16 protein-coding genes are annotated in these 26,091 nt (G+C 47.5%); 3 read left to right on the top strand and 13 right to left on the bottom strand.

The features are described 5' to 3' along the window. Nucleotides 1-184: 184 nt before the first annotated feature. Together PTW35_RS08900 and fabA are read left to right on the top strand one after the other, a co-directional pair. The gene (locus tag PTW35_RS08900) at nucleotides 185-1,873 is read left to right on the top strand and encodes a Lon protease family protein (protein ID WP_281027369.1); all 1,689 of its coding nucleotides are present in this window, start codon (nucleotides 185-187) and stop codon (nucleotides 1,871-1,873) included. 68 nt (nucleotides 1,874-1,941) lie between these two features. Beyond that, nucleotides 1,942-2,457: a 3-hydroxyacyl-[acyl-carrier-protein] dehydratase FabA gene (gene fabA, locus PTW35_RS08895; protein WP_281027368.1), complete on the top strand. Its 516-nt coding sequence runs from the start codon at nucleotides 1,942-1,944 to the stop codon at nucleotides 2,455-2,457. Between the two features lie 220 nt (nucleotides 2,458-2,677). Here the strand turns inward: fabA and rmf are convergent, their stop codons facing one another. The 10 genes from rmf to pepN form a co-directional block, all read right to left on the bottom strand. Further along, complete coding sequence (gene rmf, locus PTW35_RS08890; protein WP_082008520.1) at nucleotides 2,678-2,851, bottom strand: ribosome modulation factor; 174 nt, start codon at nucleotides 2,849-2,851, stop codon at nucleotides 2,678-2,680. Nucleotides 2,852-3,021: 170 nt separating this feature from the next. After that, nucleotides 3,022-5,079, bottom strand: a complete 2,058-nt coding sequence (locus PTW35_RS08885; RefSeq protein ID WP_281027367.1) for a DUF3466 family protein — start codon at nucleotides 5,077-5,079, stop codon at nucleotides 3,022-3,024. Next, on the bottom strand, nucleotides 5,079-7,001 hold the full coding sequence (locus PTW35_RS08880; protein ID WP_281027366.1) for an ABC transporter ATP-binding protein: 1,923 nt from the start codon (nucleotides 6,999-7,001) through the stop codon (nucleotides 5,079-5,081). Before PTW35_RS08880 ends, PTW35_RS08885 begins: the two co-directional genes overlap by 1 nt. Next, nucleotides 6,988-7,245 (bottom strand): glutaredoxin family protein, encoded by a 258-nt coding sequence (locus tag PTW35_RS08875; protein WP_039461158.1) that lies wholly within the window; start codon nucleotides 7,243-7,245, stop codon nucleotides 6,988-6,990. The genes PTW35_RS08880 and PTW35_RS08875 overlap by 14 nt, the downstream gene beginning before the upstream one ends. Next, nucleotides 7,246-9,384 carry a bifunctional 23S rRNA (guanine(2069)-N(7))-methyltransferase RlmK/23S rRNA (guanine(2445)-N(2))-methyltransferase RlmL gene (gene rlmKL / locus PTW35_RS08870; protein ID WP_281027365.1) on the bottom strand — a complete coding sequence of 713 codons (2,139 nt, stop codon included), beginning with the start codon at nucleotides 9,382-9,384 and terminating at the stop codon, nucleotides 7,246-7,248. Between the two features lie 1,127 nt (nucleotides 9,385-10,511). Next, nucleotides 10,512-11,057 carry a cell division protein ZapC gene (locus PTW35_RS08865; RefSeq protein WP_281027364.1) on the bottom strand — a complete coding sequence of 182 codons (546 nt, stop codon included), beginning with the start codon at nucleotides 11,055-11,057 and terminating at the stop codon, nucleotides 10,512-10,514. 264 nt (nucleotides 11,058-11,321) lie between these two features. Continuing rightward, complete coding sequence (pyrD, locus tag PTW35_RS08860; RefSeq protein WP_281027363.1) at nucleotides 11,322-12,332, bottom strand: quinone-dependent dihydroorotate dehydrogenase; 1,011 nt, start codon at nucleotides 12,330-12,332, stop codon at nucleotides 11,322-11,324. Between the two features lie 293 nt (nucleotides 12,333-12,625). Further along, nucleotides 12,626-17,455: an NAD-glutamate dehydrogenase gene (locus PTW35_RS08855; protein WP_281027362.1), complete on the bottom strand. Its 4,830-nt coding sequence runs from the start codon at nucleotides 17,453-17,455 to the stop codon at nucleotides 12,626-12,628. Between the two features lie 419 nt (nucleotides 17,456-17,874). Beyond that, a complete protein-coding gene (locus PTW35_RS08850; RefSeq protein ID WP_281027361.1) occupies nucleotides 17,875-18,096 on the bottom strand; it encodes a DUF2835 domain-containing protein in 222 nt (73 codons plus the stop codon). 70 nt (nucleotides 18,097-18,166) lie between these two features. Continuing rightward, on the bottom strand, nucleotides 18,167-20,788 hold the full coding sequence (pepN, locus tag PTW35_RS08845) for an aminopeptidase N (RefSeq protein ID WP_281027360.1): 2,622 nt from the start codon (nucleotides 20,786-20,788) through the stop codon (nucleotides 18,167-18,169). A gap of 433 nt (nucleotides 20,789-21,221) precedes the next feature. Here pepN and pncB point away from each other — a divergent pair, with 433 nt between their 5' ends. After that, nucleotides 21,222-22,421, top strand: a complete 1,200-nt coding sequence (gene pncB / locus PTW35_RS08840) for a nicotinate phosphoribosyltransferase (RefSeq protein WP_281027359.1) — start codon at nucleotides 21,222-21,224, stop codon at nucleotides 22,419-22,421. A 95-nt stretch (nucleotides 22,422-22,516) separates the two neighbouring features. On the opposite strand, the gene PTW35_RS08835 is transcribed toward pncB, so the two are convergent. The 3 genes from PTW35_RS08835 to proQ form a co-directional block, all read right to left on the bottom strand. Then, nucleotides 22,517-23,179 (bottom strand): lipocalin family protein, encoded by a 663-nt coding sequence (locus PTW35_RS08835; RefSeq protein ID WP_281027358.1) that lies wholly within the window; start codon nucleotides 23,177-23,179, stop codon nucleotides 22,517-22,519. Nucleotides 23,180-23,384: 205 nt separating this feature from the next. Then, nucleotides 23,385-25,385, bottom strand: a complete 2,001-nt coding sequence (prc, locus tag PTW35_RS08830) for a carboxy terminal-processing peptidase (RefSeq protein ID WP_281027357.1) — start codon at nucleotides 25,383-25,385, stop codon at nucleotides 23,385-23,387. 17 nt (nucleotides 25,386-25,402) lie between these two features. Next, nucleotides 25,403-26,047, bottom strand: coding sequence for an RNA chaperone ProQ (gene proQ, locus PTW35_RS08825; RefSeq protein ID WP_281027356.1), 645 nt, complete (start codon nucleotides 26,045-26,047; stop codon nucleotides 25,403-25,405). Nucleotides 26,048-26,091: the final 44 nt, after the last annotated feature.

Below are 26,091 nucleotides of genomic sequence, written 5' to 3'. Positions count from 1 at the left end.
GGTGACAGTGTAACTGCTGGACTTCCAAAGCTCAATTCCCTTTTGAACTTTAAGCGGTTGTTTTTAAGTCGATCTCAACTGAACTGCAAATGAAGTCAATAACATTACACACTAAGCTATTATGCGGCCATTGATTCATTTATACTGCTGACTTTTTCACACTAACGAAATAAAGCACACGCCCATGCATGAACAAAACTGGCGCTCGATGACTCCAGACTACTCCCAGTACCAAGCCATCCTTGAACAGTACGATGATCTCGCTCCCGCTATCACAGGAACCTTGCAAGATCGTCTCACAGATGCTGTGCGCCGGTTTACTGCTGTCGAACTTCAACCTCGTGTTTTGCGAATTACAGCGCCTGACAACAAGGTGTACCGTGATTATGTCATTGAGCTGATTTCACAACAAGCCAAAGCCAAAAATGAATCCCCGGTTATCGTTGCCGGTGAAAGTGTGACAGAGCAAAGCCTGTTTGGTGCCGTGTATCCACCAGTCGAAGAAAACAAGATCAACAAGCAGCAGGTCAAGCACGGACTGGTACACCAGGCCAACAACGGTTACCTGGTTCTATCTGTCGGTGCTATCCTCGCCAATCCGAGCCTATGGCCGCGTTTGAAAAGTATTTTGATGAACGGCACCCTTGAGTGGCAAGCAGCTTCAAACAAAAGTCTTTACCCCCTGCCACCAGCAGAGCAGCTCAACATCAAGCTGGTATTGATTGGCGACCGGTATCTGATGGCAGAGCTTGAAAATGCCGAGCCGGATATCTCTTCGGGCTTCACCATGTACGGCGAATTCGAGCAAGATATGGTGATCAACGAAACCAACCTGCCGCTCTATCTTGCCTACCTGAAAGCCATCATCAAAACGGCCAAGTTGCCTGAGCTAGCAGATGCCGAAGCGCTGGAGATGGTACTTAAAACTGGCGCCCGCTACGCAGAAGACCAGACCCGAGTACCGCTGTGCCCAATCTGGCACCAAAGTCTACTCTGTGAAGCCGCTCTGGAGTCCCAAGGGCAAAAGATCACCGCCCAGCACCTGAAAGACTCAATTCAAGCCCGCGAATACCGCGAGTCATACCTGCCTGAACGTGCCATCGAGGATATCCACCATGGTCAGGTAGTGATTAACTGTCAGGGTGAAGAAGTCGGTCAGGTCAATGGACTTACCGTGGTTGAAGTACCGGGCCACCCTCGCGCCTACGGCGAGCCGGCTCGTATCTCGTGTGTGGTTCACTTTGGTGACGGTGATATCTCTGATGTTGAGCGTAAAGCAGAGCTGGGCGGGAATATCCATGCTAAAGGCATGATGATCATGCAAGCCTTCCTAAGTACCGCATTGGACCTAGATCAGCCATTGCCCTTCTCCGCCTCTATCGTCTTTGAACAGTCGTACTCGGAAGTCGATGGCGACAGCGCCTCGTTAGCAGAACTCTGCTCTCTGGTCTCAGCCCTGTCAATGCAACCGATCAACCAACAAATCGCCGTTACCGGTGCCGTAGACCAATTCGGCCGTGTACAGGCCGTCGGCGGCATTAACGAGAAAATCGAGGGCTTCTACAAAGTTTGTGCGTTCCGAGGACTGACCGGTAGCCAGGGTGTCATCTTACCGAAAACAAACCTGACTAACCTATGCCTTAACGACGAAGTCCTAGCTGCCATTAAAGCCGATAAATTCCATCTATGGACAGCTGAAAGTGTCGATGACGCTCTGCCTCTGCTTACCGGACAAGCCTTCCGTAGCGATGATGAAGATGCAGAGACCTTATTGGCAAAGATTGCAGAGCGTATTGATCTCTTTCATAACGGTGAAATAGTTAAGCATGTCGGCTTATTAACACGACTACGCCACTGGTTTGTCCAGAACTGATCCGAGTTGTCTGGCGTACATGTGTAAGCTAAATTGCCTCCATACTTTTTAAGGAGCTTTAAAGTCTGATGAAACGCCAGCAATCTTATAATTACGACGAACTTGTTGCATGTGGTAAAGGCGAACTTTACGGTCCTGCTTTTCCATCCTTGCCATCTGACAACATGCTGATGATCGACCGTATTGTAAACATCACCGACGAAGGTGGTGAACACGGTAAAGGTTTCATCCATGCTGAATTAGATATCCGCCCTGACCTATGGTTCTTTGACTGCCACTTCAAAGGTGACCCTGTAATGCCAGGTTGCCTTGGCCTAGATGCTATGTGGCAGCTAGTAGGCTTCTTCCTAGGTTGGGCTGGCGGCGAAGGTAAAGGTCGTGCTCTGGGTGTGGGTGAAGTGAAATTTACAGGTCAAATCCTGCCAGATGCGAAGAAAGTAACGTATGAAATCCAGCTTAAGCGCGTGATTAACCGTAAACTGATCATGGGTGTTGCCGACGGCCGTGTATTGGTTGATGGCAAAGAAATCTACGTTGCTAAAGACTTGAAAGTTGGCCTATTCAAAGATACGTCATCATTCTAAAATTAACTCGCTTTCGAGTTCTGAAGGTCGCCACAGGCGGCCTTTTTTGATCTTGGGGTCTGGGGAGAATCGGCTCATGATCATTACGTTGTCACGTACTAATCACATTAGCTCTAGTATTACTTCCTAGGGCCCTGGGCCTCGTATCTAGGATCGCTAAAATAGAAAGAGCCCCTGTTCCTAATAGGGGCTCAATAAGGGAGATATGAAGGGAGGTTTATTATTTAAACAGGCCAGATTGCAAATCTTCTCTTGCTTCTCGCCAGCCACCTAGCCAGTTCGTACGGGCCTCTGTCGATTGGTACGGACAGTCTTCACTGGAACGACCATTTATGCCAGCCTTGTAGCCTTGAGATTGTGCGCGTTCCAGACGATCCCGCTTTTGTCTCTTCATAAGTTCGATCCTCATCCTTATCATTTACATTCATTACTATTGCATAATGATGGAGATTTTGTGTCTCCACTATTAAGAATTAGCTAAATAGGAGCTGAGATCAACTCACAAAACAAAACAGGCTCACAAATTGTGAGCCTGAGTGTATTTTGACCAATTTTGACAAAAAATCACTTTCTGCGACGGAACCCTAGGAACCCGAGGAAAGCCATTGCCAACATACCAAGCGATGCACCGCTACGCTCAATATTCGCTTCTGCCTCTGGACGCTTCTGTACCGTAGGTTCTTCTGAGGCCGCAATCGGGATAAGCTTCACGGCTACCGTGCGTTCTACACCCGGTTCCCCACCCTGACAGTAAGAGTCTGTGGTGAGATCATCATAGCCACCTTCACACTTGTAGGCGGTTGCAGAAATCACACCAGCATCATTAATGCCTGTGGCTTCAAATATACGGTACTTGTTCGCATTTCCGCCTGTTTCACCATCGTTGGTCAAATCATCAAGGAAATACGCATCGCCTTTCTTCAACGCCGCTGAACCGTCGATGTCACCCATAGCATAAGTGAAGGCACGCTGGCGACGGAAACGACCATCCACCTGGTTTACCGACTCGCTATCTAAGCGACCAACAATCTGGTTACTGTTGTTGATTGCCGCCGGGTAACCATTGGCCCCATCAAAGAAGATCGATGAAATCGAGCTATTCAGGAAAGTAGGCGCATCAGGTTTAGTCGCATTGTCATAAACAAACATGCGCTCAACGTAAGAACGGTTATCGGCACGGAAGTTCTTCGCCACGCCAATCACCTTGTTGTTGGCATTAACGCCCGTTGCCAACGTGTAGGTCAGCACTCGGTCACCGCCACTTTCCAATGCAAGGCCCGGAATCAAGGTTCGCTCAAAGCTCTCTGCTGACACACTGGTAGCGTCCGCAGGCAATTCCCAAATTGACGCGCGCATTGCATAGTAGTCATTGTCGTAACGGTCAGTGGTAAAACCGACCACCACAGGTTGGCCGTTCACTAGCTCAACGGCACGGGCCCCCGCCTGGAAAGAGCGATCATTCTCATCGGGATCTAAAGTCGCCAGGTCGTTCTTCGCCAGCAGCTGCGCTTCAACATTACCTGACGTGCTGCCATCAACCGTCCAGAAAACACCGTCGTTGGCAAAGACCGAAAGCTGACACTCCTTGGTAGCGTAGAAGCTCTCTAGCCCTTTCTCCTCAAACGTCTTAGGACAATCTCTGAATGTGCTCTCATTAAACGTCGGGTCACCACGGTCGCCGTAGTTATCCGGTACCTTGTTGTCTGTGTCATTGAACGAACTGCGATCGTAAGAGGCACTACCAACAACCAAAAGCTGATTGTTATATTCAACAGCATCCCATGCCAGAGACTGGCCGGCAGTTGTGGTCAGCGAATCAGAACCAGCAGGAGACAGACCAACCTTGTTGTCACCCAGGTTAACAAAGCCGCGCTTGTTGAATTGGCGGGCATAACGCTGGCCATCGTAAAAATACGCTCCACTAGAAATACCTAGGACGTAATCGCCAGCGACAGAGGTGCCCTGGGCATTGATGACAGTATTGGTGGTTTTATGGTTGCCCGAATCGACAATAGTACCCAGTGCTGCACGGACATCGTCATCATATCCCGCAGAGATATCAGCAAACGTTTCTACCTGTGCCAAAGACGACGAGCCGCTTACCGCTGTCGCATTGGAGAAGAAGTTCTTGCTCCACGCTTCCTGCTCACGAACCAAGCCACCAAATCCGGTACGGTCACCCAAATCGTTGGTATTGTAACCGTTACCATAATATTGCGTACGTGCCCATTCGCGACAGGTATTCGGACCTAGGTTGCTGTCACAATAGCGGTATAGGTTGTCTTCATCGTTAATACGCTGCAAGTTATCAAGGATAAATGCCACTTCATCACGATAGTTGATGCCATCGGCACCAAAGCGGCTCTCACCGAATACTAAATACCCCGCCTCATTACAACTGCCGTCGAAACAGTTCTCATCAGCACCAGATGCTGTAATGCCCTGCCCATAAAATGCTAACCGCTGGGTAATGTCAGACTGATTTACCTCAGGGAAATATTGTTGAGACGCAATATCAGTGCCATCAGTCACTTCAACTACACGGTAAACAGCGGCATTGGCTCCTGTTGCACCGGCAACCAATACGGCCAGTGCAGACAGTTTTAAAGTCTTATGTTGCATTAAGCTTCCTTCTGCATTGCTTCAAGCTCTTCCCAACGTTCAAATGCCAGCTCAAACTCGGCTTCTGCTTCCGCCAAGCGGTTCAGCGTACCCTGAGTATCATTTTTCACGTCTTGGAAGAAAGCAGGATCGTTGATCAACTCCTGCAATTGCGCAATTTCGTTTTCCAGTTCTTCAATTCGTAGCGGCAGGTCTTCCAGTTCCTTCTGCAACTTGTAAGAGAGCTTCTTACCAGTTTTAGGACGGGCAGCCTGGCGCTGCTTGTTCTCTTCTTTCTTTTTTGCTGCTTCAATTTGAGCAGCCTGCTCTTTCGCGATTTGACTCAGCGAATTAGCACGTTGTTCCTGCGCATCATGGTAGCCGCCGACATATTCATCAATGACACCGTTCCCTTCGAAAATCCAGCTTGTTGTCACTGTATTATCAACAAACTGACGGTCGTGGCTCACTAACAATAATGTGCCCTGATAGTTGGCAAGAATTTCTTCCAAAAGTTCCAATGTTTCGATATCTAAATCATTGGTTGGTTCATCGAGCACCAATAAATTATTAGGCTTAAGGAAAAGTTTCGCCAACAGTAGGCGGTTTTTCTCACCACCAGACAGCGCCTTGACCGGAGTGCGGGCACGACGAGGGTGGAACAGGAAGTCTTGTAGATAGCCAAGAGCATGGCGAGTACGGCCATTTACCGTAACTTCCTGCTTGCCATCAGCAAGGTTGTCCATCACGGTTTTTTCTGGATCCAGCACTTCGCGATACTGGTCAAAATAGGCAACTTCGAGCTTGGTGCCACAATGGAAGTGACCCTGTGACTTCAAGTCGCCCAGCATAATTTTCAGCAATGTACTCTTGCCACAACCGTTGGGGCCAATCAGTGCGATACGATCACCGCGCATGACATTAAAACTGAAATCTTTGATGATTGGCTTATCACCGTAGCTGTAGCTGATGTGCTCGGCTTCAAACACAATCTTGCCTGAACGCTGGGCCTCCTGAAGCTGCATGTCGGCTTTACCCATGACCTCGCGGCGCTCGCTGCGTTCACGGCGAAGCTGCTTGAGCGCCCTAACCCGGCCTTCGTTACGAGTACGACGGGCTTTGATCCCTTGGCGGATCCAGACTTCTTCCTGAGCCAGCTTTTTATCAAATTCGGCATTTTGCTCGGCTTCGACACGCAACTGCTCTTCTTTCTCTTCAAGGTACTTATCGTAATCCCCAGGGAAAGAAACCAACTGACCACGGTCAAGGTCGACAATACGCGTGGCCATAGAGCGAATAAAGGCACGGTCGTGCGAGATAAACACAATGGCGCCTCTGAACTCTTTCAGGAACCCTTCAAGCCATTCGATAGTCGAAACATCAAGGTGGTTCGTTGGCTCATCAAGCAACAAGATGTCAGGGTCGCAAACCAGCGCACGGGCCAGAGCCGCCTTGCGCTGCCAACCACCCGACAAATCTTTCAGCAAGGTTTGCGGCTGAAGCTGGAGGTGCTCCAGTACCGAGGTGATCTTATTGTCGAACTGCCACGCATCAGCATGATCAATTTTCTCTTGTGCACGATTCAATTTCGCAAAGTTTGACTCGGACGGATCATTGGTGATCAAATCCAGCAGACGGTGGTAATCTTTTAGCACCTGGCCGATTTCAGCCAAACCTTCTGAAACGAAATCAAACACGGTCCCTTCTGCATCACGCGGTGGATCCTGCTCCAATCGCGAAACACGCAATTCAGACTCGCGCTGGATGCTGCCGTCATCAAGCAATACATCACCGGCAATCACTTTCATCAAAGTTGATTTACCGGCACCATTGCGGCCTACCAAACACACACGTTCATTAGGCTGTAGAAGAAACTCTGCTTTATCTAGCAGCGCATGATCACCGTACGCCAACTGGGCGTTACTGATATTAATTAATGCCATTGTTGTTTAACCATAGTGCCAGCTCGTCAGCATCAAAAGGCCAACCGAGTTCAGGGCTGTTTGAATCTGAATCAGGATTGAAAATGGAAAGCACAGGAATTGTGACGCCGTAACGAGAAAAGAGCGCGTCATCGAAGGCAATATCTACCACCTGAACGCGCTCTTCAACACCGGCTTGTACGAGCAGGCTATATGCCTGCTCGCAAAGGTGACACCCTTCTGTGCTATACAGAGTAATTAGCACTTAACCTTCCTTGTGGGTAATGATCCAGCAGTTATGAATCTGTTTGTTGCGACTAAAATCCATTGGCAACGTTTTATCAGAAATGTTCTTCGCTTGTAAGCCAAGTGCTTCAAGTTTCTCGAAGTCCATCTTGAAATGGCGTTTATTATTGGAGAAAACAATCTCGCCATTCGGACGAAGCATGCGTTTCAGGTTCTCAAGCAACATAATGTGGTCGCGCTGAACATCGAAACTCTGCTTCATACGCTTCGAGTTAGAGAACGTTGGCGGATCAATGAAGATAAGATCAAACTCGCCGTCGGCCTCTTGCAGCCACTGAAGGCAGTCCGCCTGGATAAACTGGTGCTGGCGGCCAACCTGACCATTTAGCTCCATGTTTTCCTGCGCCCAGCGCAAGTAGGTGTTAGACATATCCACTGTCGTTGTCGACTTCGCTCCACCGCATGCCGCGTGACATGTTGCCGAGCCGGTGTAAGCAAACAGGTTAAGGAAGTCTTTACCTGCTGCCATCTTACCCAACTGACGACGAGTCACTTTGTGATCAAGGAACAAACCGGTATCAAGGTAATCATAAAGATTAACCTTGAGATCAACACCGTATTCATTCACCACCATGTGACGCTCAGCACTGGATAGCTTCTGGTACTGGCTTTTACCCTTCTGGCGCTCACGCACTTTCAGGATAACCTTGTTGTTCTCAACGCCCGTTACCTGGATGGTGGCTCGCATGATATCCATCAGGCGGCGACGTGCTGTCTCTTCAGGTACCGATTTCGGCGCAGCGTATTCCTGAATCACCAAGTAATCTTTGTATTTGTCGATGGCTGCGTTGTAGTTAGGCAAGTCAGCATCGTACAAGCGGTAGCACTCAAGGCCTTCTTTCTTGGCCCATTTGCCAAGCTTGGCAATATTCTTCTTCAAACGGTTGGCGAAATCAGGCGCAATTTCGGCTTCTTCGATACGACCTTCTTTCTCACCTTCGACGTGCTTAACACCACCGGCAGTGATCAGGTAGGTTTTCAGCACACAATCCAGCGCACCATTGCGCAGTTTGAACTGCTTGTCTGCACGCATACGCAAGCAGCTTAGCAATTCATTCGACGATGAATAGATAGAAGCTGTCGAGCCCGCGAATGCAAGCTTCAAGCGGTTACCCAACTCACTATAAAGAGAGATCAGTTCAGGGGTAGTACCCAAACGCTCACCGTATGGAGGGTTACACAGGATCACACCTTCAGAAAAACCTTCTGGGCAGGTTAGCTGAGTGGCATCACCATATTCAAAATCAATAAGATCTTTAACACCCGCACGACCGGCATTATCACGGGCAATACTCAATACACGGCGATCCATTTCACGGCCGAAGAACTTAGTCGTCACATTACCTGGACCACGGCGTGCTTTAACCTTAGCTTCCGCATGAATCTCTAGCCAACCTTCACGGTCAAAGTCTTTGATCGACTCAAAACCCCAGCGCTTACGCTTGATGCCCGGGGCAATATCAGCGGCCATCATGGCTGCTTCAATTAGCAAAGTCCCCGAGCCACACATAGGATCAAGCAAAGGCTTTTCCGGTGTCCAGCCAGACTTAATCACCAATGCTGCAGCATGCGTTTCACGAAGTGGTGCTTTACCCGACTCGCTTCGGTAGCCGCGCTGATGAAGACCGCTACCGGCCATATCAAGACCCAACACGCCTTTCTCACCAGAAAGACGCATATGAATACGCAGCTCTGGACGCTCGCGATCGATACTAGGACGTCGCAAATCGGCTTTGGTAAAGCGATCGACAATGGCATCTTTAACCTTCATCGCACCGTATTGACTGTTACGGATTTCACGGTTGGTACCATTGAAATCAACAATGATACGGGTATCACTACCAAAATAATTCGGCCAGTTGATCGCGGTAGCACCCAAATACAAATCCATGTCATCACGAACGGTAAATTCGCTTAGTACCAGGATGATTCGTGATGCAATACGCGTCCACAAACAGCAACGGTATGCTGTCGCTTGTTCGGCCTTAAAACGGACACCAGCATTTACAACCTGTACGCTATCTGCGCCAAGTTGCTTAAGTTCTTCTGCAAGGAGGTTCTCAAGACCTCGTGAAGTGATAGCTAAATATTGATTCATGGAGTTCTTTTCACACTTATGTTGCGGTGAATTATAACTGAAAACCTAATAAATACCTTGTCATAAAAGGTTCTAACCCGGCTATTTAGCTAAAAAAACAGCAGTCAAACGCCACTATGGCTCTCCTGCGGATTGCCAGGCCATATTTTACGCTTCGTGACAGTGAACAGAGTTTACGCTCCTGTGTTTCCATTAGTGAACAATCGACGGGCGCATCATTGTCTACAGCTGTAAACAACCGATCATTATGAACGTCACCCTAGCAACTTTAGCATTGTTCACCGACAGAAACACAGCCATACATGCCGATAAGTATCAACAACTTAAGAACCACTACACGCTTGAACTAATTAGGTATAAGTATGCGCTGACTCACACCATAGCTCAGATAAAACCTGTTATGCCTGAATTATCTTACCGATAATTTCCTTTAAGGAATTAATCCCAATCAAGACAGAATCCCCAAGCTATCTCCAGCCAAACCAGCTTGTAAGTTAATTACACAAAGGTGGAAAACGAGGAAGTTGAGTACGAATTACTGTGTTTTCATGTGCAAAATTATGGTGTTTTTTTAATCTTAAGGCCGAAAATGAGGCAGAAAAAAAGTGATAAAAAGATAAGATTTTTAGACTTGCATCACTAAGAATGGTGCTTTATTAAACAGGAAAAATAAGAAAAGCCCTGTTTCAGGGCGTGATTACTGTCACATTCCCAATTTGGACACCCTGGGTTTGGACACAGAATCGGTCAATTACCGACCAATACTGAGTAAAATACCGACGTGATTTTCAAGGTCGAGATAAAACCTGGCAATGGCCCGGCTTACCTTAGAATGGATGAAAGCGCACAGTGGTCACCCTGCCCCTATCACCGCTCCTGATGATGGGCTTTCAATGAACAGGTTGGCAAGGTATAGACGGGATTAAAACAACGCTTGAATGCCAATGAAAAGAGCCTGACATGGCTGCTTTGAAGGTTACGGCAAAGGACCGCCTTTGAGGCTGGCGAAAGCGATAGAAGGTTAAATAGGAGTTCAAACAGCAGAGTTTGGCAGCTAGCCCAAGGCTAGCCTATATTCAAGCCACAAGCGGTTGGCCGTTAAATAACAGAAAGGCAGAAAAGACAGCTTAGCCCACTAAGGCAAACCTAACTGGCGCCTCTACGGCCCCTTCATAGGCCTTCATACGGTCGTTCATGACTTTTATCGTCTCACAGAACGCCATTTCTTTCGCTGCATTGAGCGCCAGCGAGGATGTATTGGCCATCATACACAGACTTGCCGTACCACTGTTTTCGATAATCAGGAACTGACCTTCGCCTAGATCGGTTGACAACGTGACAATGTCACCCAACTGCGGCTGATGAGCGCCTGATTGCTGATTGAAGAACCAACTTTTAGGCATAAGCGGCTTATGAAAGCGACTCGCAGCAACGGCATTTAGTGCCAGTTCGGCTTTGCGCGGTGCAGACAGTTCGAGAATTGACATCCCTTCAAGGAAACTTTGGTAGACCGATGCATCATCAACCGTAAAGGTAGAACGGGTGAATGCGCATGGAATGAGATTTTTGGTGGGAATTGCAACGCGGAAAAGCATGTCGTCGCCGAGATCCAACATAAGAGCATCGTACTTCTGGTCGTAATACCACATCCATGAATTATTGGGTTTCAACATAAGTACGCTCCATATCCGACTTCCGTTACAAAGCTTATCCACTACAACAAACAAATCTTTAGAACAAATTCTACTTCCCTATTTGCAAATAAAAAGAGGAAGTAAAATCAAAAAAACCCGAATAAAAAACCGTAAGTTTGACAAAAAACCTATTGATAAGGTGCTCGACATTAAATCGACATAAAAAAAGTACCTGCAAAATTCCTCTTGCAGGTACTCAGGTGTCTCACTCTCAAATGAGATGGTGCTTTACACCAATATTAACTAGATATTGGTTACGATATCTTTAACCAGTTTCGGACCGTGGTAGATAAAGCCAGAGTAAATCTGAACCAGGCTAGCACCTGCAGCCATTTTTTCACGAGCCGATATAGCGGAATCGATACCGCCAACGCCGATAATTGGCAACGCGCCGTCTAGCTCTTCTGCCAACATACGGATCACTTTCGTACTGCGGTTCTGAAGTGGACGACCACTTAGGCCCCCAGCCTCGTCACAATGCGGCATATCTTTAACCAGAGAGCGATCCAAAGTCGTGTTGGTTGCAATCACACCGTCGATCTCATTCTTGATCAAAGATTCAGCGATCTGCTTTATCTCATGATCTTCTAGATCCGGCGCGATCTTCAGCGTCAATGGCACATACTTCCCGTGTTTTTCTGCCAATTCCTTCTGTTTCTCCTTTAACTGAGAAAGCAGATCGTCAAGCATTTCACCGTACTGAAGCGTGCGCAATCCCGGCGTATTCGGCGAAGAGATATTCACGGTGATATAGCCTGCGTACGGGTACACCTTCTCCATACAGATAAGGTAATCTTCTGCACCCTTTTCAATCGGCGTATCTTTGTTCTTACCAATGTTAATGCCGATCACACCGTCATAGTTGGCTTTCTTAACGTTTTCAATCAGGTTATCAACACCTAAATTGTTGAAACCAAAACGGTTAATAATACCCTCGGCAGGAATAACACGGAACAAACGAGGCTTATCGTTACCCGGCTGTGGGCGTGGCGTCACGGTCCCTACTTCAACGAAACCAAAGCCCATCGCGCCAAATGCTTCAATACATTCGCCGTTTTTATCTAGGCCAGCAGCCAGACCAACAGGGTTTTTGAATTTGATACCCATCACTTCAACAGGACGATCAGGAACATGTTGGCGATAGAAAAGATCAAGAGGAGTGCCAGTAAAGCGAGAAAAGTTCTGAATAGCTAGATCGTGCGCTTTTTCTGCATCAAGCTTGAAAATAGCGGATCGAGCGAGGCGGTAAAGCATTGTACCTCCTAATAAAAGCCCCGTATAAACGGGAAGGTATTATTCACACTTTACTATCGAAATTCAATGACTAATTTGTCTTTATATCGAAAAATATGGCCTACCCCATAAGATATACGGTTAGATACTTGAAAATACTACTTTTATTTCACCCCCTCAAAAGCAAACGTTTATATGGCAAGCGTTTTATCAAAAAAAAGCCACCATCGTTATCATGGTGGCTTTTTGAACAGTAATTTTGTTATTTATCTGGCTTTAGAATAATTAATCAATATAAAAGCCAATTTATTACATTATGCTACTGTTTGGCAGTTAAGATTCAACAACATAAGCTCACGCAATGCCACAGAGAACTTAGCAAATTCATGCGTAGTACCCACTTTGAATTCTGCTAACACGGTATTCCAGCGATGGATAGCCGACTTATGTTCATCCATCCAGTTTTCTATCAGGCTTTCCGCATCAGGAGCTTCTAAACCACTGCTAATGACAGCTAGAGTCAATTGGCGTTGCTGCCAATCGAGATCTTCACGGAACGAGGCCCTGGCCAGCGCCTGCCAGTGGTTTTCAACTGGCTGGTTATGAACCTGCTTGAGGAACCAGTGCAACGACAGATCCGCACCGACGACAAAGTAAACACGGGCGATAAAATCTAGATCTTTATCCGCACCTGTTGCAATCTGGGCAATATCCATTGCCGAGTAGAGGCTGCTCAAGCGTGCAATATTGTGTGCCAAATCATCAGGGATCCCCTGCTTGATCATCTCCTCAGCCTGCTCGTTATGCTCCTGGACCTCTTCCGTGACAAGGTAACGCTCTAAGTTCTCACGCAAATTGTTCACAATCGGCTGATAGAAAGCAATCAACTGCTCGATACCCAGCTTTCTGTCGCGGTTACGCAAGATCCAACGAGTCGCGCGGCGAAGCATGCGGCGACAGCGGTAAAGCACTTCATACTGCACTTCCGCCGGGATTACATTGTCCAGCGAACGAACCTGGTTAAAGTACTGTTCGAAGTTAAACACTTCCCGTCCAACAGAGTATGCCGAAGAAATTTCTGCAACCGTTGCGCCAGTCTCTTCCTGCAGACGAGTGACAAAGTTGCATCCCATTTCATTGGACATTTGGTTGGCCAACGAAGTCGCTATCAGTTCCTTGCGCAGCGGATGGAGCTCCATATGGCTTCGGTAGCGCTCTTGCAGCTCTTTCGGAAAGTATGCCGGCAATAGTCGAGCATGGTAAGGATCATCGGCAACTTCTTCGGTTACCAACTCTTCTTTCAATACCATCTTGCCGTATGCCACCAGCACTGCGAGTTCCGGACGGGTTAACCCCATTCGGGACTTTTCACGTTCTGCCAACGTATCGTCATCGGGCAAGTACTCCAGCATACGATCCAACTTACCATTTTTCTCCAGGTGGTGGATAAAGCGGATCTGCTCCTTGAGCAGTTGCACTTGTTGCTGCTGGGTCACCGAAATGGACTCGCTCTGGCAATACGCATCATCAAGGACGATATCACCAACTTCATCCTCCATACTCTCAAGCAGTTCATTTCGCTGCTTGTAAGTAAGATCGCCACTGGCGACCAGTGAGTTGAGCAGGATCTTGATATTGACTTCGTTATCCGAACAATCCACACCGCCAACGTTATCGATGAAGTCGGTATTGACCAAACCGCCTTTCTTCGAAAACTCAACCCGGCCTAGTTGGGTCATGCCCAAGTTACCGCCTTCGCCAACAACACGGGCGCGAAGCTCGCTACCGTTGATACGAAGCGCGTCATTCGCACGGTCGCCAACATCGGTGTGGGTTTCTGATTCGGATTTCACGTAAGTACCGATACCGCCGTTCCATAGGAGATCTACTTCCATTTTCAGGATCAAGCGGATCACCTCGTTTGGTGTCAGGCTCTGTTTGCGAGTACCGAGTAATTTCTGGATCTGCGGAGTAAGTTTGATCGACTTGCTACGGCGGGAGAAAATGCCCCCTCCCTCAGAAATCAGTTTGGCATCATAGTCTTCCCAACTGGAGCGAGGCAGATTGAACAACCGTTCACGTTCTTTCCAGCCGGATTCTGCATCTGGATTCGGATCCAAGAAAATATGCATATGGTTAAAAGCTGCGACCAAACGAATATGCTTAGACAGCAGCATACCGTTACCAAACACGTCCCCTGCCATATCACCGATACCGGCGCAGGTGAAGTCCGTGGTCTGGCAGTTGATACCCAACTCGCGGAAATGGCGTTTTACCGACTCCCAACCACCTTTGGCTGTAATACCCATTTTCTTGTGGTCGTAACCGTTTGAACCACCAGAGGCAAAGGCATCACCCAGCCAGAAGTTGTAATCCTCAGAGACTGAGTTGGCCAAATCGGAGAATGTCGCGGTACCTTTATCCGCCGCAACGACCAAATACGGATCATCTTCATCATGACGTACGACATTGGCTGGTGGGCTCAATTCGCCATCAATAATGTTATCTGTCACATCCAGCAAGGCGCGAATAAAGCGCTTGTAACAACGCTGACCTTCAGCCCAAATCTCTTCACGTGTTGTCAGTTGAGGCTGACGCTTACAGACAAACCCACCTTTTGCCCCTACCGGAACAATAACCGTGTTTTTAACCTGCTGTGCCTTCACTAGACCAAGGATCTCTGTCCGGAAGTCTTCCTGACGATCCGACCATCGCAAGCCACCACGAGCGACCTTACCACCACGTAGGTGAACACCCTCAATATCCGGTGCATACACAAAGATCTCGAAGAACGGTACCGGTGCGGGGATTTCTGGGATTTCCGATGGACGCAGCTTGAGCGACAGCCATGGCTTTGGCTGGCCATTGGTATCGAGCTGATAATAATTTGTCCGCTGCGTCGCAAGGATCATCTCCATATAACGGCGAATGATCCTATCGTCATCCAGGCTTTCTACATGCTCGAGCTTGTCATTCAGTTTGGCGATCAGTCCCTTCTCCGCACTTTCCGAATATTTCCGGCATGGATCGAACCGCAGGGAGAACAAATCGACCAAAGATCTCGCAAGATCACTATGACCAGACAGCGTTTCTTCAATATAGTGCTGACTGAATGGGAAACCGACTTGGCGCATGTAACGGGCAAAACTACGCAAAATGGTAATTTCACGCCCGGTTAATCCTGCACACAGAACCAGACGGTTGAAGCCATCACTCTCTAATTCGCCATGCCATATGGCCGAGAACGCTTCCTGGAAACGATCGCGTGCCTCACCCAGATCTATCCCCGTGCAGGCGTTGTGCAACATAGCAAAATCCAGGATCCAGTAAACCGTACCGCTTTTGGTGATCACTTGGTAAGGCGACTCACCAATTACCCTCAAGCCCAGGTTCTCCAGCATCGGCATGACATCAGAAAGATGAATAGGCTCATCGCGGTGGAATAGCTTCAGTTTTACGAAGCGTGAATCATTGGCTTCTTCCTGAGGGCGGTAGAACAGCATACCCAGCTTGTTGTCCTCACTCAGGCTTTCAAGCTGTTCGATATCAGCGACGGCAGAGCCCGGCAACATCTGTTCTTTGTATGAGCGCGGGAAGGCTCGTTCGTAGTTTTTCGCCAGCGATGTCCCTTGGCTTTCACCAAAGTTAGCGATCAGCGAAGCGCTTAAACGATCATCCCACGAAGCAGCTGCTTCCACCAGGTTGTGTTCGATAGCTTTGATATCCACATCGAAATTATTATTTTCTACTCGCACGATATAATGAGTTCTCGCCAGTGGACTTTCTGAGAAGAAGGTGGTGAATTCCACATCCTGCTCTGAGGCAAAGTAATCTTTCAAGACTTCCTGGGTCTTGCTACGAAGCTCGGTGTTGTAACGTTCTTTGGTTACATACACCATGCAAGAGAAGAAGCGGCCGAAAGGATCGCGGCGAACAAATAAGCGCAGCAAGTCACGGTCTTGCATTCGGACAACACCACAACCTACGTCCAGCATTTCCTTTTCGTTAGCCTGAATCAGCTCATCGCGCGGATATGTTTCAAGTAGATTGTTCAGAGCCTTCCATGAATGCGAACCCGCCGGATAACGGCTTTCTTCCAAAATACGCGTAACCTTGTTACTGATCAGCGGAATGTTCATGGTCGACTGATGGTAGGCCGTTGAGGCATAAAGACCGGTAAACCGGTGTTCACCGATAACATTGCCGTCTTTGTCAAAACGTTTTATCCCAATGTAATCGGTGTAGGCCGGCCGATGGATTTTCGACTTACCGTTGCTTTTAGTGAGAATCAGCAACTCGGGCTTACGGGCTTCAAAGCGAGCAGACTCAGGAAGCTGTGACAGGCGGAGAGTTCTGACTTTATCTTTTTTACATAGCAGCCCTAGCCCTTGCTCATCGCAAGGTCGCAATTCGTAATCCCCTTCTACAGGCACAAGATCATACTTGTGATACCCCATAAAGGTGAAATTGTGATGGGTTACCCAATCCAAAAATGCAATTGCTTCTTCTCGGTGTTCTTTGTTAACAGGGAGATCGGCTTTCTTGAGATCTTTAACAATCGCCTGCATTTTGGCTTGCATCGGCTGCCAATCATTAACGACCAAATCAACATCTTGAAGTACTTGTTCTAGTTCTTGTTTTAATGCTTCAAGCTCTTTCTTGTCGTTAAGACGATCAACCTCAATATGGAACAGTGTCTGTAAGTCGCCGTCCTTACCGCACGCCTCGGTGATGGCGCCTTGCGCATTTCGCTTAAAGAAATACGGGCCATTAAGCATCATGTGGCTGGTGATCCCCAGCCGGGTCAAGGTCATCCGAACCGAATCAACAAGGAACGGACGGTCCGGGGTAATGATCTCAACAACTGTATGCGGTGACTGCCAACCGTAGCGGCTAAGCGTCGGGTTATAGACACGAACAGAGATTTGGTCTGGCTTATTTTGTACTAGGTGGTGCCATAGACTCAGTACAGCACCATAAAGGTCAGATTCATTCCGTTGAAGCAGATCATCATCTGCCAGTTGTCCTAACAATCGCTGAGCAAACACTTCTACTAATGACTGCTGGGGTGTCTCAATCTTGTCCTGGATTAAGTTATACACTTTCTCAAGCAGTACCGGCACTATAGGGTCAGGTGCGGTCATAGCAATGCTCCATCGTTATATATTATCAATCAAGTATAGAGTTTTTATAAAACATCCAATGGTAGGTTATTGGGGGAACATACCGTCGGAAGACGCTATCCTGCGTGACTGCTATTGTAGGGGTTTTTGTTGCGAGATGGTTACGCTAATTACTCTGTGTATGCCGGAAAAAATCGAATATGTGACTAATGTAGATATTTTGGTTGGGCGGATTATCTGAGGTTGGTGAAATTAGCATCAAGATGACGCCAGTATGCTGTAAATTGGTATAACCATTTATTTTTAAGGTTATTTTCCTTAACTCCTTGGATTATTATTTCTAATGGAATCCTACTCAAAAGAGGTATACCCCACATTTCTGCAACGTCACTTCTTTCTTCATGTCAGCAATCATATGTTACAAATTAATCATTTTCCGATTACATAATTTGCTCTATGGCTTGCAGCCTGTTTGATTCAGAAACCGTCACCCGAAATCGCCCCCGTATCCCAAGCTGGCTCAAAAAAGGACGTAACCGAGAGGCCGGTAGTTGAAGACGCAGGCCGTTATCTGTCATCACCAACACATTACTGGCAGCCCCCGAATAATGCCGAAGAAATTGCTGGTAACTAATGTGCATCGAGAAGGTATAAGCTTTCATATCAAAAAGTTCGGTTATAGATAAAACGAGGGGCAAGCATGCTTGCCCCCTTTCTTCATACGTTCTTAACTTAAAGTTCTAGTGCTTTCTGTACTTTTTCGAACAAGTCTTTGGCTAGGTTTTCAAGCTGGGACAGTTTCTCTAACTCGGCACGCATCAATGCCTGACGCTGCTGATCGTACTGTCGGTACTTGAGGAACGGTTCAATCAATCGAGACGCTACCTGCGGGTTACTGGTGTTCAATACCGTCAGGATTTCCGTCAGGAACTGGTAGCCAGAGCCATCTTTGGCGTGGAAGCGCACCGGGTTGTTTGCACAGAAACTAGCAACCAAACTACGGGTTCGGTTCGGGTTCTTAATATCAAACGCTTTATGGTTCATGGTTTCACGCACGTTTTCCAGTGCATTTTCCGCTGGGTTCTTGCCCTGCAGAATAAACCACTTGTCCATCACCAGACCGTCATGCGTCCACTTCTCACTGAAGTCCGCCATTTGCGTTGCGCGGCATGCCAACTCCGCATTGTTCGCCGCAGCCATCGCCGCCATGGTATCGGTCATGTTATCTGACGCTTCGTACTGTTTTGCCACTAGGTTATTGCCTTGCTCGGTCAATGCAAGGTAAGCCAAACAGGTATTGCGAAGCGAACGTTTTGCCATCGCTTCATGTTCAATGGTATATGCCGCTTGAGTAAGCGAATGGTAAATAGCACTGAACTCATCTTCCATAGCGAGAGCCAACGCTTTCTCAAGCTCAGCCATTACAGTATTGATGGCATCAACGTCGACGGTTTCATACCAACCCGCCACTTCGTTTTCACTTGGCAGAGTCAGCATTTCAGCAATGAAGGCAGGATCAAGTTTTTCATCAAGCAACACACCACGGAATGCATCAACCACGGCCTCAGGCAACTCAAACGACTCTCCCTTCTGGCAACGAGCTACATTTTGTTTGATGTATTTCGCCAATAGAATTTGGCCAGCATCCCAACGAGCAAACTCATTACGGGCATGAACCATCAAGAAAGTCAGCTCTGTATCCGAGTAGTCATACTCCAAAATCACCGGTGCCGAGAATTCGCGCAGCATAGAAATAACCGGCTGGTGTTCTATGCCATCAAACACAAACTCCTGCTCTGCTTCCGTTACGTCGAGGACATTATGGATTGGCTCGCCATTACACTGTAACGGAATCGCATTCCCCTGCGCATCATACAACTCGATATCAAACGGAATATGCAGTGGGTGTTTCTCTTCCTGACCCGGAGTTGGCGCAGTATGCTGCCTCACTGTTACACGGTAACGGTTTTCCTGTTCAAGATATTCTGTCTCTACCTGCACAACCGGGGTACCAGACTGGCTGTACCAACGGCGGAATCTTTCGAGGCTGATACCCGAGGCATCTTCCATCGCCTGGACAAAATCATCACAGGTTGCGGCAGTGCCATCATGGCGTTCGAAGTACAACTTCATGCCGGCCTGGAAGTTTTCCTCACCCAGCAAGGTGTGCATCATGCGGATGACTTCACTGCCCTTCTCATACACTGTCAGTGTATAGAAGTTATTCATTTCAATGACTTTTTCAGGACGGATTGGATGTGACATAGGCCCACGGTCCTCGGAGAACTGCGGTCCGCGCATTACACGTACGTTGTTAATGCGGTTCACTGGGCGTGAGCCGAGATCAGAGGAGAACTCCTGGTCACGGAACACAGTCAAACCTTCCTTCAGGCTCAACTGGAACCAGTCACGGCAAGTTACACGGTTGCCTGTCCAGTTATGGAAATACTCGTGACCGATCACCGCTTCGATACCTTGGTAGTCAGTATCTGTCGCCGTTTTCGCATTCGCCAAAACGTACTTTGAGTTAAAGACATTCAGGCCTTTGTTCTCCATCGCCCCCATGTTGAAGAAATCAACCGCGACAATCATGTAAATATCCAGATCGTACTCAAGGCCGAAGCGCTCTTCGTCCCATTTCATTGAGTTAATCAGAGATGTCATCGCGTACTCGGCACGATCCAGGTTGCCCTTATCGACAAAAATCTCAAGTGCTACATCACGACCACTTACGGTGGTGTACTTATCACGCAACACATCAAAATCCCCTGCCACTAACGCAAACAGGTAACTTGGTTTCGGGAATGGATCCTGCCACTGTACCCAGTGGCGGCCATTATCGAGCTCACCGCCGTCAACACGGTTACCGTTACTCAATAGATATGGATACTGTGCTTTGTCGGCAATCACTTTGGTCGTGAATCGCGCCAACACATCAGGACGGTCAAGGTAATAAGTAATACGGCGGAAGCCTTCTGCCTCACACTGGGTACAGTATGCACCGCCTGATTTATACAAACCTTCAAGCAACGTATTAGCTTCAGGGTTGATTTCAGTTTCAATCAGCATCTCGAACGAGGCTGGCAGTCCATTCACTGTCAACTTGCCTTCGCTCTGTTGGTAGTCTGTCCAGCTTTCACCATTGATCTCAATACGAACCAAGGTCAGCGCATCACCATCAAGCTCCATCGAGGTAGCACCGTCCACTTTTTGCTCGACCTTACTGATCGCCACAACCCGAGTAGCGGTATCATGCAAGTCAAACTCAAGGGAAAGATCGGTAATTGTAAATTCAGGTGCTTGGTAATCTGAACGGTACTTTGCCGTTGGCTGGATAGTTGGTTGTTCGGCCATGTTTATTCCTTATTTTTCCGCAGTATAGTTTCGCGGTATGTTTCCATTATTCTGTCTTAAGCCAAAGCAGACAAGCATATTACTTTGAATTGGCGAGATGTTTCTCAATTGCCTGCTTACACGGTTAATTAATGCACATCCAACCAATAATTTTGCTGGTTGTACTTTGAAGAGTAGCTTATCATCTTTACTATACTTAGCTTACGAGCAGTAATGTTTACTCAAATTCCGCTTTACAGCAAGATCACCGCTAACACAATGCGATAACAGAACACCACAAATAAACACTCAATGTCTTCTGTAGTCTTGTCGTTAGTGGCTTTTACGCGTATCTTACTGCCCCTAAATTTTTCAACGATCTGAAACATTTTGAGACAACCTAGCCTCAAAATAAGGTAAAATCTACGGATTGCATAAAACAACCAAATTAGTTATGAATCATTTTGGACACACAGGGATTATCGATTCCCTGCTTGATACAGATGCATACAAACTGCATATGCAGCAAGCCATCTTTCATCAATACCCCAATGTTGAGGCCGTTGCCGAGTTTCATTGCCGGAGCGACGAAGATCTACGTCCGTATAGCCAAGAGATTCAAGAGCATATCGAGCGACTAGCAAACCTCTCTTTCACTCAGGAAGAAATTGAGTACCTGTCTACACTCAGTTTTTTCAAGGCTGACTACCTTGAGTTCCTAAAGTCTTTCCAGCTCGACAGTAAACAAGTCCACATTGATACGTCTGGTGATCAACTGGCCATTACTATCAAGGGAAAATGGCTCGATATTATTCTGTGGGAAGTGCCACTACTGGCTATCATCTGTGAAATTCGCTGCCAGCGCTGCTACCCAGATTCGACGGCTGACGATGCCTTGGCTTCGCTGAAGATCAAGCTGGCGGACTTTTATCAACGTGCCAACGACGAAGGTATCAATATTGACGCATTCTCACTGGTCGACTTTGGTACACGCCGCCGCTTCTCACGCCATGTACACCATGAGGTAGTTGATTACCTGAAAGACCATATGCCAGAGCTCAAGGGCACGTCTAACTACCACCTGGCACGTACCCGTGGCCTGACGCCTGTCGGTACCCAGGCCCATGAATGGTTCCAGGCTCACCAACAACTGTCTGGCGAACTGGCAGACTCGCAACAGCTGGCACTAAACCGCTGGCTGCAGGAATACCCCGATACACTGGGAATCGCCCTCACCGACTGCATCAACATGGATGCCTTCCTGCGTGACTTTGACCTGCGCTTGTCTGAGCGTTTCATCGGCCTGCGTCACGACAGCGGTGATCCAATTGCCTGGGGTGAAAAAGCCATTGCCCATTACCAGTCACTCGGGATTGATCCAAAAACCAAATCTCTGGTCTTCTCCGATAGCCTGACGCTGGACAAGGCACTGACGATCTACAAGCACTTTGCCCACCGTATTAATATCAGTTTTGGTATTGGTACCCAGCTGACGTGCGATCTACCCGGCGTCAAAACACTTAATGTGGTTTTGAAACTGACCGAATGCGAAGGCCGACCGGTAGCGAAGATTTCTGACGAGCCGGGCAAAAGTATTTGCCGCGATGAAGATTACCTGTCTCAGCTGCGACAGGCATTTAAAGTCGTGAGTTGATCTGAACAGTCAGTAGTCCATTAAAAAAGCGAGGCAATTGCCTCGCTTTCTTATTGTTTATCCAGTGTTGATGATCCTTCTACGCCAACAACCCATCACTCCCTTCTCATTACCGCTTCCATTCCAAACTGCTTGTTTGTCAATGTAAGGGTATTGCTTCCCAAGCTGAACTGGCTGTCTTGCTGACCGTCTTCGTAGATAAGAACGATACGGTCATCTTCGATAAAGTAGATCCCGCGATGCTCTTTTTTCTTGCCATTTTTACCCGACACTTCTGCCGAGAACAAAAAATCCGGACGCAGAGACAAGGCAATTTCAGAGACAACCTCGCCAACATCCTGACCTGATATTTGTGAAGAACGCCAGTTACCCGGTAGATTCTCCGGTGCCAGCTTGGTAAAACGGGCACCGTCAAGCAGGAACTGATTGTAGCTCAACATATAGCTGTGCTGCTGCTCGGGCTGGCCATGGGTAAGAAAAGTTACCGTGGTTTCATCGATGTCGTATGTCCCATCCCACTCTTCTACATTGCCGTTAGTTTGCAGAAGGCGGATAACAAAGCGGTAGTTTGACTTAAATTTGATGTTCATCGCACGGTAGTTTGCCCCTTCGCTCTCAACCCCCGCGTCTGTATTACTAAACCAGTACCAATCACCGAGAAGAAGCGGATAATCAAATTCCGTCAAATCTGTAGCTCGAGAACTGACAGAAAATGTCGTAAAAAACAGGGTTACAGCAAGAATCACATATTTCAGCATAGCATTCCCCTAACACCAGAATTGATCACCTACCTTTAACCCTAGCCTGCAATTAGCCCATAGATTGAAAAAATTGAGAATTAACAGTGCTATTTCTTTGGCTGTCTCATTAATGAAACAAGTCTATCCAACGGATTTCTATAAAAAAACGGCACCTCTAAGAGGTGCCGTTGGTGTCGATAAAGGTTTTGCTGCTGTTGCCGGATCAGCTTTGTGATTTTGCTAGATCAGATGTGATGGCAACCGCTTCTTTCAGATAAGCATCAGGAGCTTCGTAGTCCTTAGGCACATCATCCAATTTAGCGAAAGGCTTTTTGCCCGCAACCTTCTGACGCTGATTCAACCTTGTCAGTCGCTCCGCATCTTCCTTGTCTTGCTCGGCAATACGCTTGCTCTTGTTAAGGGAGATCGTATTGATGTCTTTCTCTAGACGGTACTTGGCAATATCATCCTGAATAAAGCCAAACTCCATATCTTTACTGATACGCTTGTCATGCTTTGCTTTCAGTGAAGGCAGTAGCGCCGAGAAATTGTAGAGTTTCTGGTACTCCGCCGCCTTGATACTATCCCAAGGCAAAGCGTTGTCTTCGACACTTTCACCGGTTTCAGAAGGATCAACCGCCGTCGGGAATGCCAAATCCGGTACTACACCTAAGTTCTGAGTACTACCACCGTTAATACGGTAGAACTTCTGGATAGTGTACTGAACATGCCCCAATGGCTTATCAAACAAATCATAAATATGGTTCAGGGAACGGTGCTGCTGAACAGTACCCTTACCAAATGATTGCTCGCCAAGAATCACCGCACGCCCGTAATCCTGCATCGCGGCAGCGAAAATTTCCGATGCTGATGCACTGTAGCGGTTAACCAGTACGGTTAGCGGGCCGTCAAAGTAAACACGATCATCAGAATCGCCATTCACCTTCACTCGTCCATAACTATCACGAACCTGTACAACTGGACCACTGTTAATAAACAAGCCAGTCAGTGCTGTCGCTTCGGTAAGTGCACCACCACCATTGTTACGCAAGTCGATGACAACACCGTCAACCTGCTGGTCGTTGAGTTTTGCCAACTCTTTCTTGGTGTCCTCAGACAAGCCAACATAGAAACTTGGAATTTCAATCACCCCAATTTTCTTGCCGCTCGACAGTTCAACCGAAGATTTTACAGCGCGGTCTTCCAGGCGAATTTTGTCACGGACAATAGTGACATCGTAACTTTTGGCGTTATTCCCCTCTGGAAGGATCTCCAGAACCACTTTACTGCCTTTAGGGCCTTTAATCAGCTGAACAACATCATCCAGTCGCCAGCCGATCACGTCGACCATTTCCTTGCCGTCTTGCGCGACACCGATGATCCTGTCACCTGCGGCAAGTTTTTTCGACGCAGAAGCCGGACCACCAGCTACCAAAGAGCGAATAACTGTATAGTCATCAACCACTTGCAGAACAGCACCAATACCTTCCAAGGAAAGGTTCATTTCTGACTGGAACTGCTCGGCGTTACGCGGTGACAAATAACTAGTATGGGGGTCAACCTCACGAGCAAAGGCATTCATATAAATCTGGAATACATCTTCGCTATGGGTCTGGGTAAGACGCTTAAGTGCGTTGTTATAACGCTTGCCTAGTGTCTCTTTAATTTCATCCCACTCTTTACCCGCAAGCTTCAGATTAAGTGCATCGTATTTAACTCGCTGACGCCAAATTTCATTTAGCTCGTTGCGATCTTTCGGCCAGTCCATTTCTGAACGGTCGAGCACCATATCTTCATCAGCGTCAAACGTGATTTCACGATCAAGCAGTGTCAGCGCGTATTGGTAGCGGTCGTAACGACGCTTAAGCAGGGTATTGAAAATGTCGAAAGCCGCTGATGTATCACCCCTTTTCAGTTGATCATCTAGCTGGTTTTCCCATTTTTCAAATTGCCTAATATCGGAAGCAGTAAGGAAGCTTTTGTTGAAGTCCAGCATCTCAATGTATCGAGTGAAGACACTGGAAGAAAATTCATCATCAAGTGAAAACTGCTTGTAATGCGAACGAGTGAAGCGAGATGCTACCCGTTTGCTCGCAGTCGCATGCTGTTTTTCAGGCTCCAGCTGCGGAAGATCACTTAACGTGTATGTGGCCTCTAGGGCTTGTGCTGAAGCTGCTAGCATCATGCCAGCAGCAATCAGTGAGAAACGGAATCGACCTTTCATGCGTCGAGCATTCTCCTTTACGAACGCAGGTGCTCCGCTTTAACTACCATGGTCAAACCATTTGATAGGCGAACACGCACATCGTCCTTATTAATTTCAACGATAGTTGCCGGCATGTTTCCGTTGCCCATATTAACACTAACGTTCTTGCCAACGACGACTTCATCAGCAGTCAGTGCACGGGTCGTTTCTGCAGGCTTTTTATTTAGCTTAGTCGTTTTTTGTTTTGTGTTCTTTGGTTTAGCAGATTTTGGACGAATTTTTTTCGCCTTAGCTTCACCATCCTTGCTAGCAACTGCTTTCGCTTCTGCTTGCTCTTTACGACGCGCACGTACTTTAGCCTTGCTTTCTTCAAGTGCTTGTTTAGCGTGATCTACGTGTTCTTGTTCTAACACACCACACTCGTTGCCATCAAGGTCAACGCGGTTTGCACCCGCTTTTACACCGTGAAGATAACGCCAGGAAGAAGTGTATTGACGCAGAGCGGTACGCAGTTGAGTTTTACTGACTTTAGGGTCTTCGCTTAGACGCTCAGCCAGATCTTGGAAGATACCAATCTTAAGTGGCTTCGCTTCACCTTCAACAGTAAAACATTTTGGGAAACGCTCAGCAATGTAGGCAATGACTTCTTTACTGTTCGTTAGCTTTTCAGAGTTTTCCATGGACTTTCCTGACAAAAGCGAGTTTCCTCGCCGTTAGTACTTTA

Origin of the sequence: Photobacterium sp. DA100 (genome assembly GCF_029223585.1) — a bacterium.
GTDB lineage: Bacteria > Pseudomonadota > Gammaproteobacteria > Enterobacterales > Vibrionaceae > Photobacterium.
This window is presented reverse-complemented; position numbering and strand designations above follow the sequence as displayed.

Excerpts from the sequence above, each read along its gene's own strand:
- PTW35_RS08900 (WP_281027369.1), top strand. The coding sequence starts at position 185 with ATGCATGAACAAAACTGGCGCTCGATGACTCCAGACTACTCCCAGTAC.
- fabA (WP_281027368.1), top strand. The coding sequence starts at position 1,942 with ATGAAACGCCAGCAATCTTATAATTACGACGAACTTGTTGCATGTGGT.
- rmf (WP_082008520.1), bottom strand. The coding sequence starts at position 2,851 with ATGAAGAGACAAAAGCGGGATCGTCTGGAACGCGCACAATCTCAAGGC.
- PTW35_RS08885 (WP_281027367.1), bottom strand. The coding sequence starts at position 5,079 with ATGCAACATAAGACTTTAAAACTGTCTGCACTGGCCGTATTGGTTGCC.
- PTW35_RS08880 (WP_281027366.1), bottom strand. The coding sequence starts at position 7,001 with ATGGCATTAATTAATATCAGTAACGCCCAGTTGGCGTACGGTGATCAT.
- rlmKL (WP_281027365.1), bottom strand. The coding sequence starts at position 9,384 with ATGAATCAATATTTAGCTATCACTTCACGAGGTCTTGAGAACCTCCTT.
- PTW35_RS08865 (WP_281027364.1), bottom strand. The coding sequence starts at position 11,057 with ATGTTGAAACCCAATAATTCATGGATGTGGTATTACGACCAGAAGTAC.
- pyrD (WP_281027363.1), bottom strand. The coding sequence starts at position 12,332 with ATGCTTTACCGCCTCGCTCGATCCGCTATTTTCAAGCTTGATGCAGAA.
- PTW35_RS08855 (WP_281027362.1), bottom strand. The coding sequence starts at position 17,455 with ATGACCGCACCTGACCCTATAGTGCCGGTACTGCTTGAGAAAGTGTAT.
- PTW35_RS08850 (WP_281027361.1), bottom strand. The coding sequence starts at position 18,096 with ATGAAAGCTTATACCTTCTCGATGCACATTAGTTACCAGCAATTTCTT.
- pepN (WP_281027360.1), bottom strand. The coding sequence starts at position 20,788 with ATGGCCGAACAACCAACTATCCAGCCAACGGCAAAGTACCGTTCAGAT.
- pncB (WP_281027359.1), top strand. The coding sequence starts at position 21,222 with ATGAATCATTTTGGACACACAGGGATTATCGATTCCCTGCTTGATACA.
- PTW35_RS08835 (WP_281027358.1), bottom strand. The coding sequence starts at position 23,179 with ATGCTGAAATATGTGATTCTTGCTGTAACCCTGTTTTTTACGACATTT.
- prc (WP_281027357.1), bottom strand. The coding sequence starts at position 25,385 with ATGAAAGGTCGATTCCGTTTCTCACTGATTGCTGCTGGCATGATGCTA.
- proQ (WP_281027356.1), bottom strand. The coding sequence starts at position 26,047 with ATGGAAAACTCTGAAAAGCTAACGAACAGTAAAGAAGTCATTGCCTAC.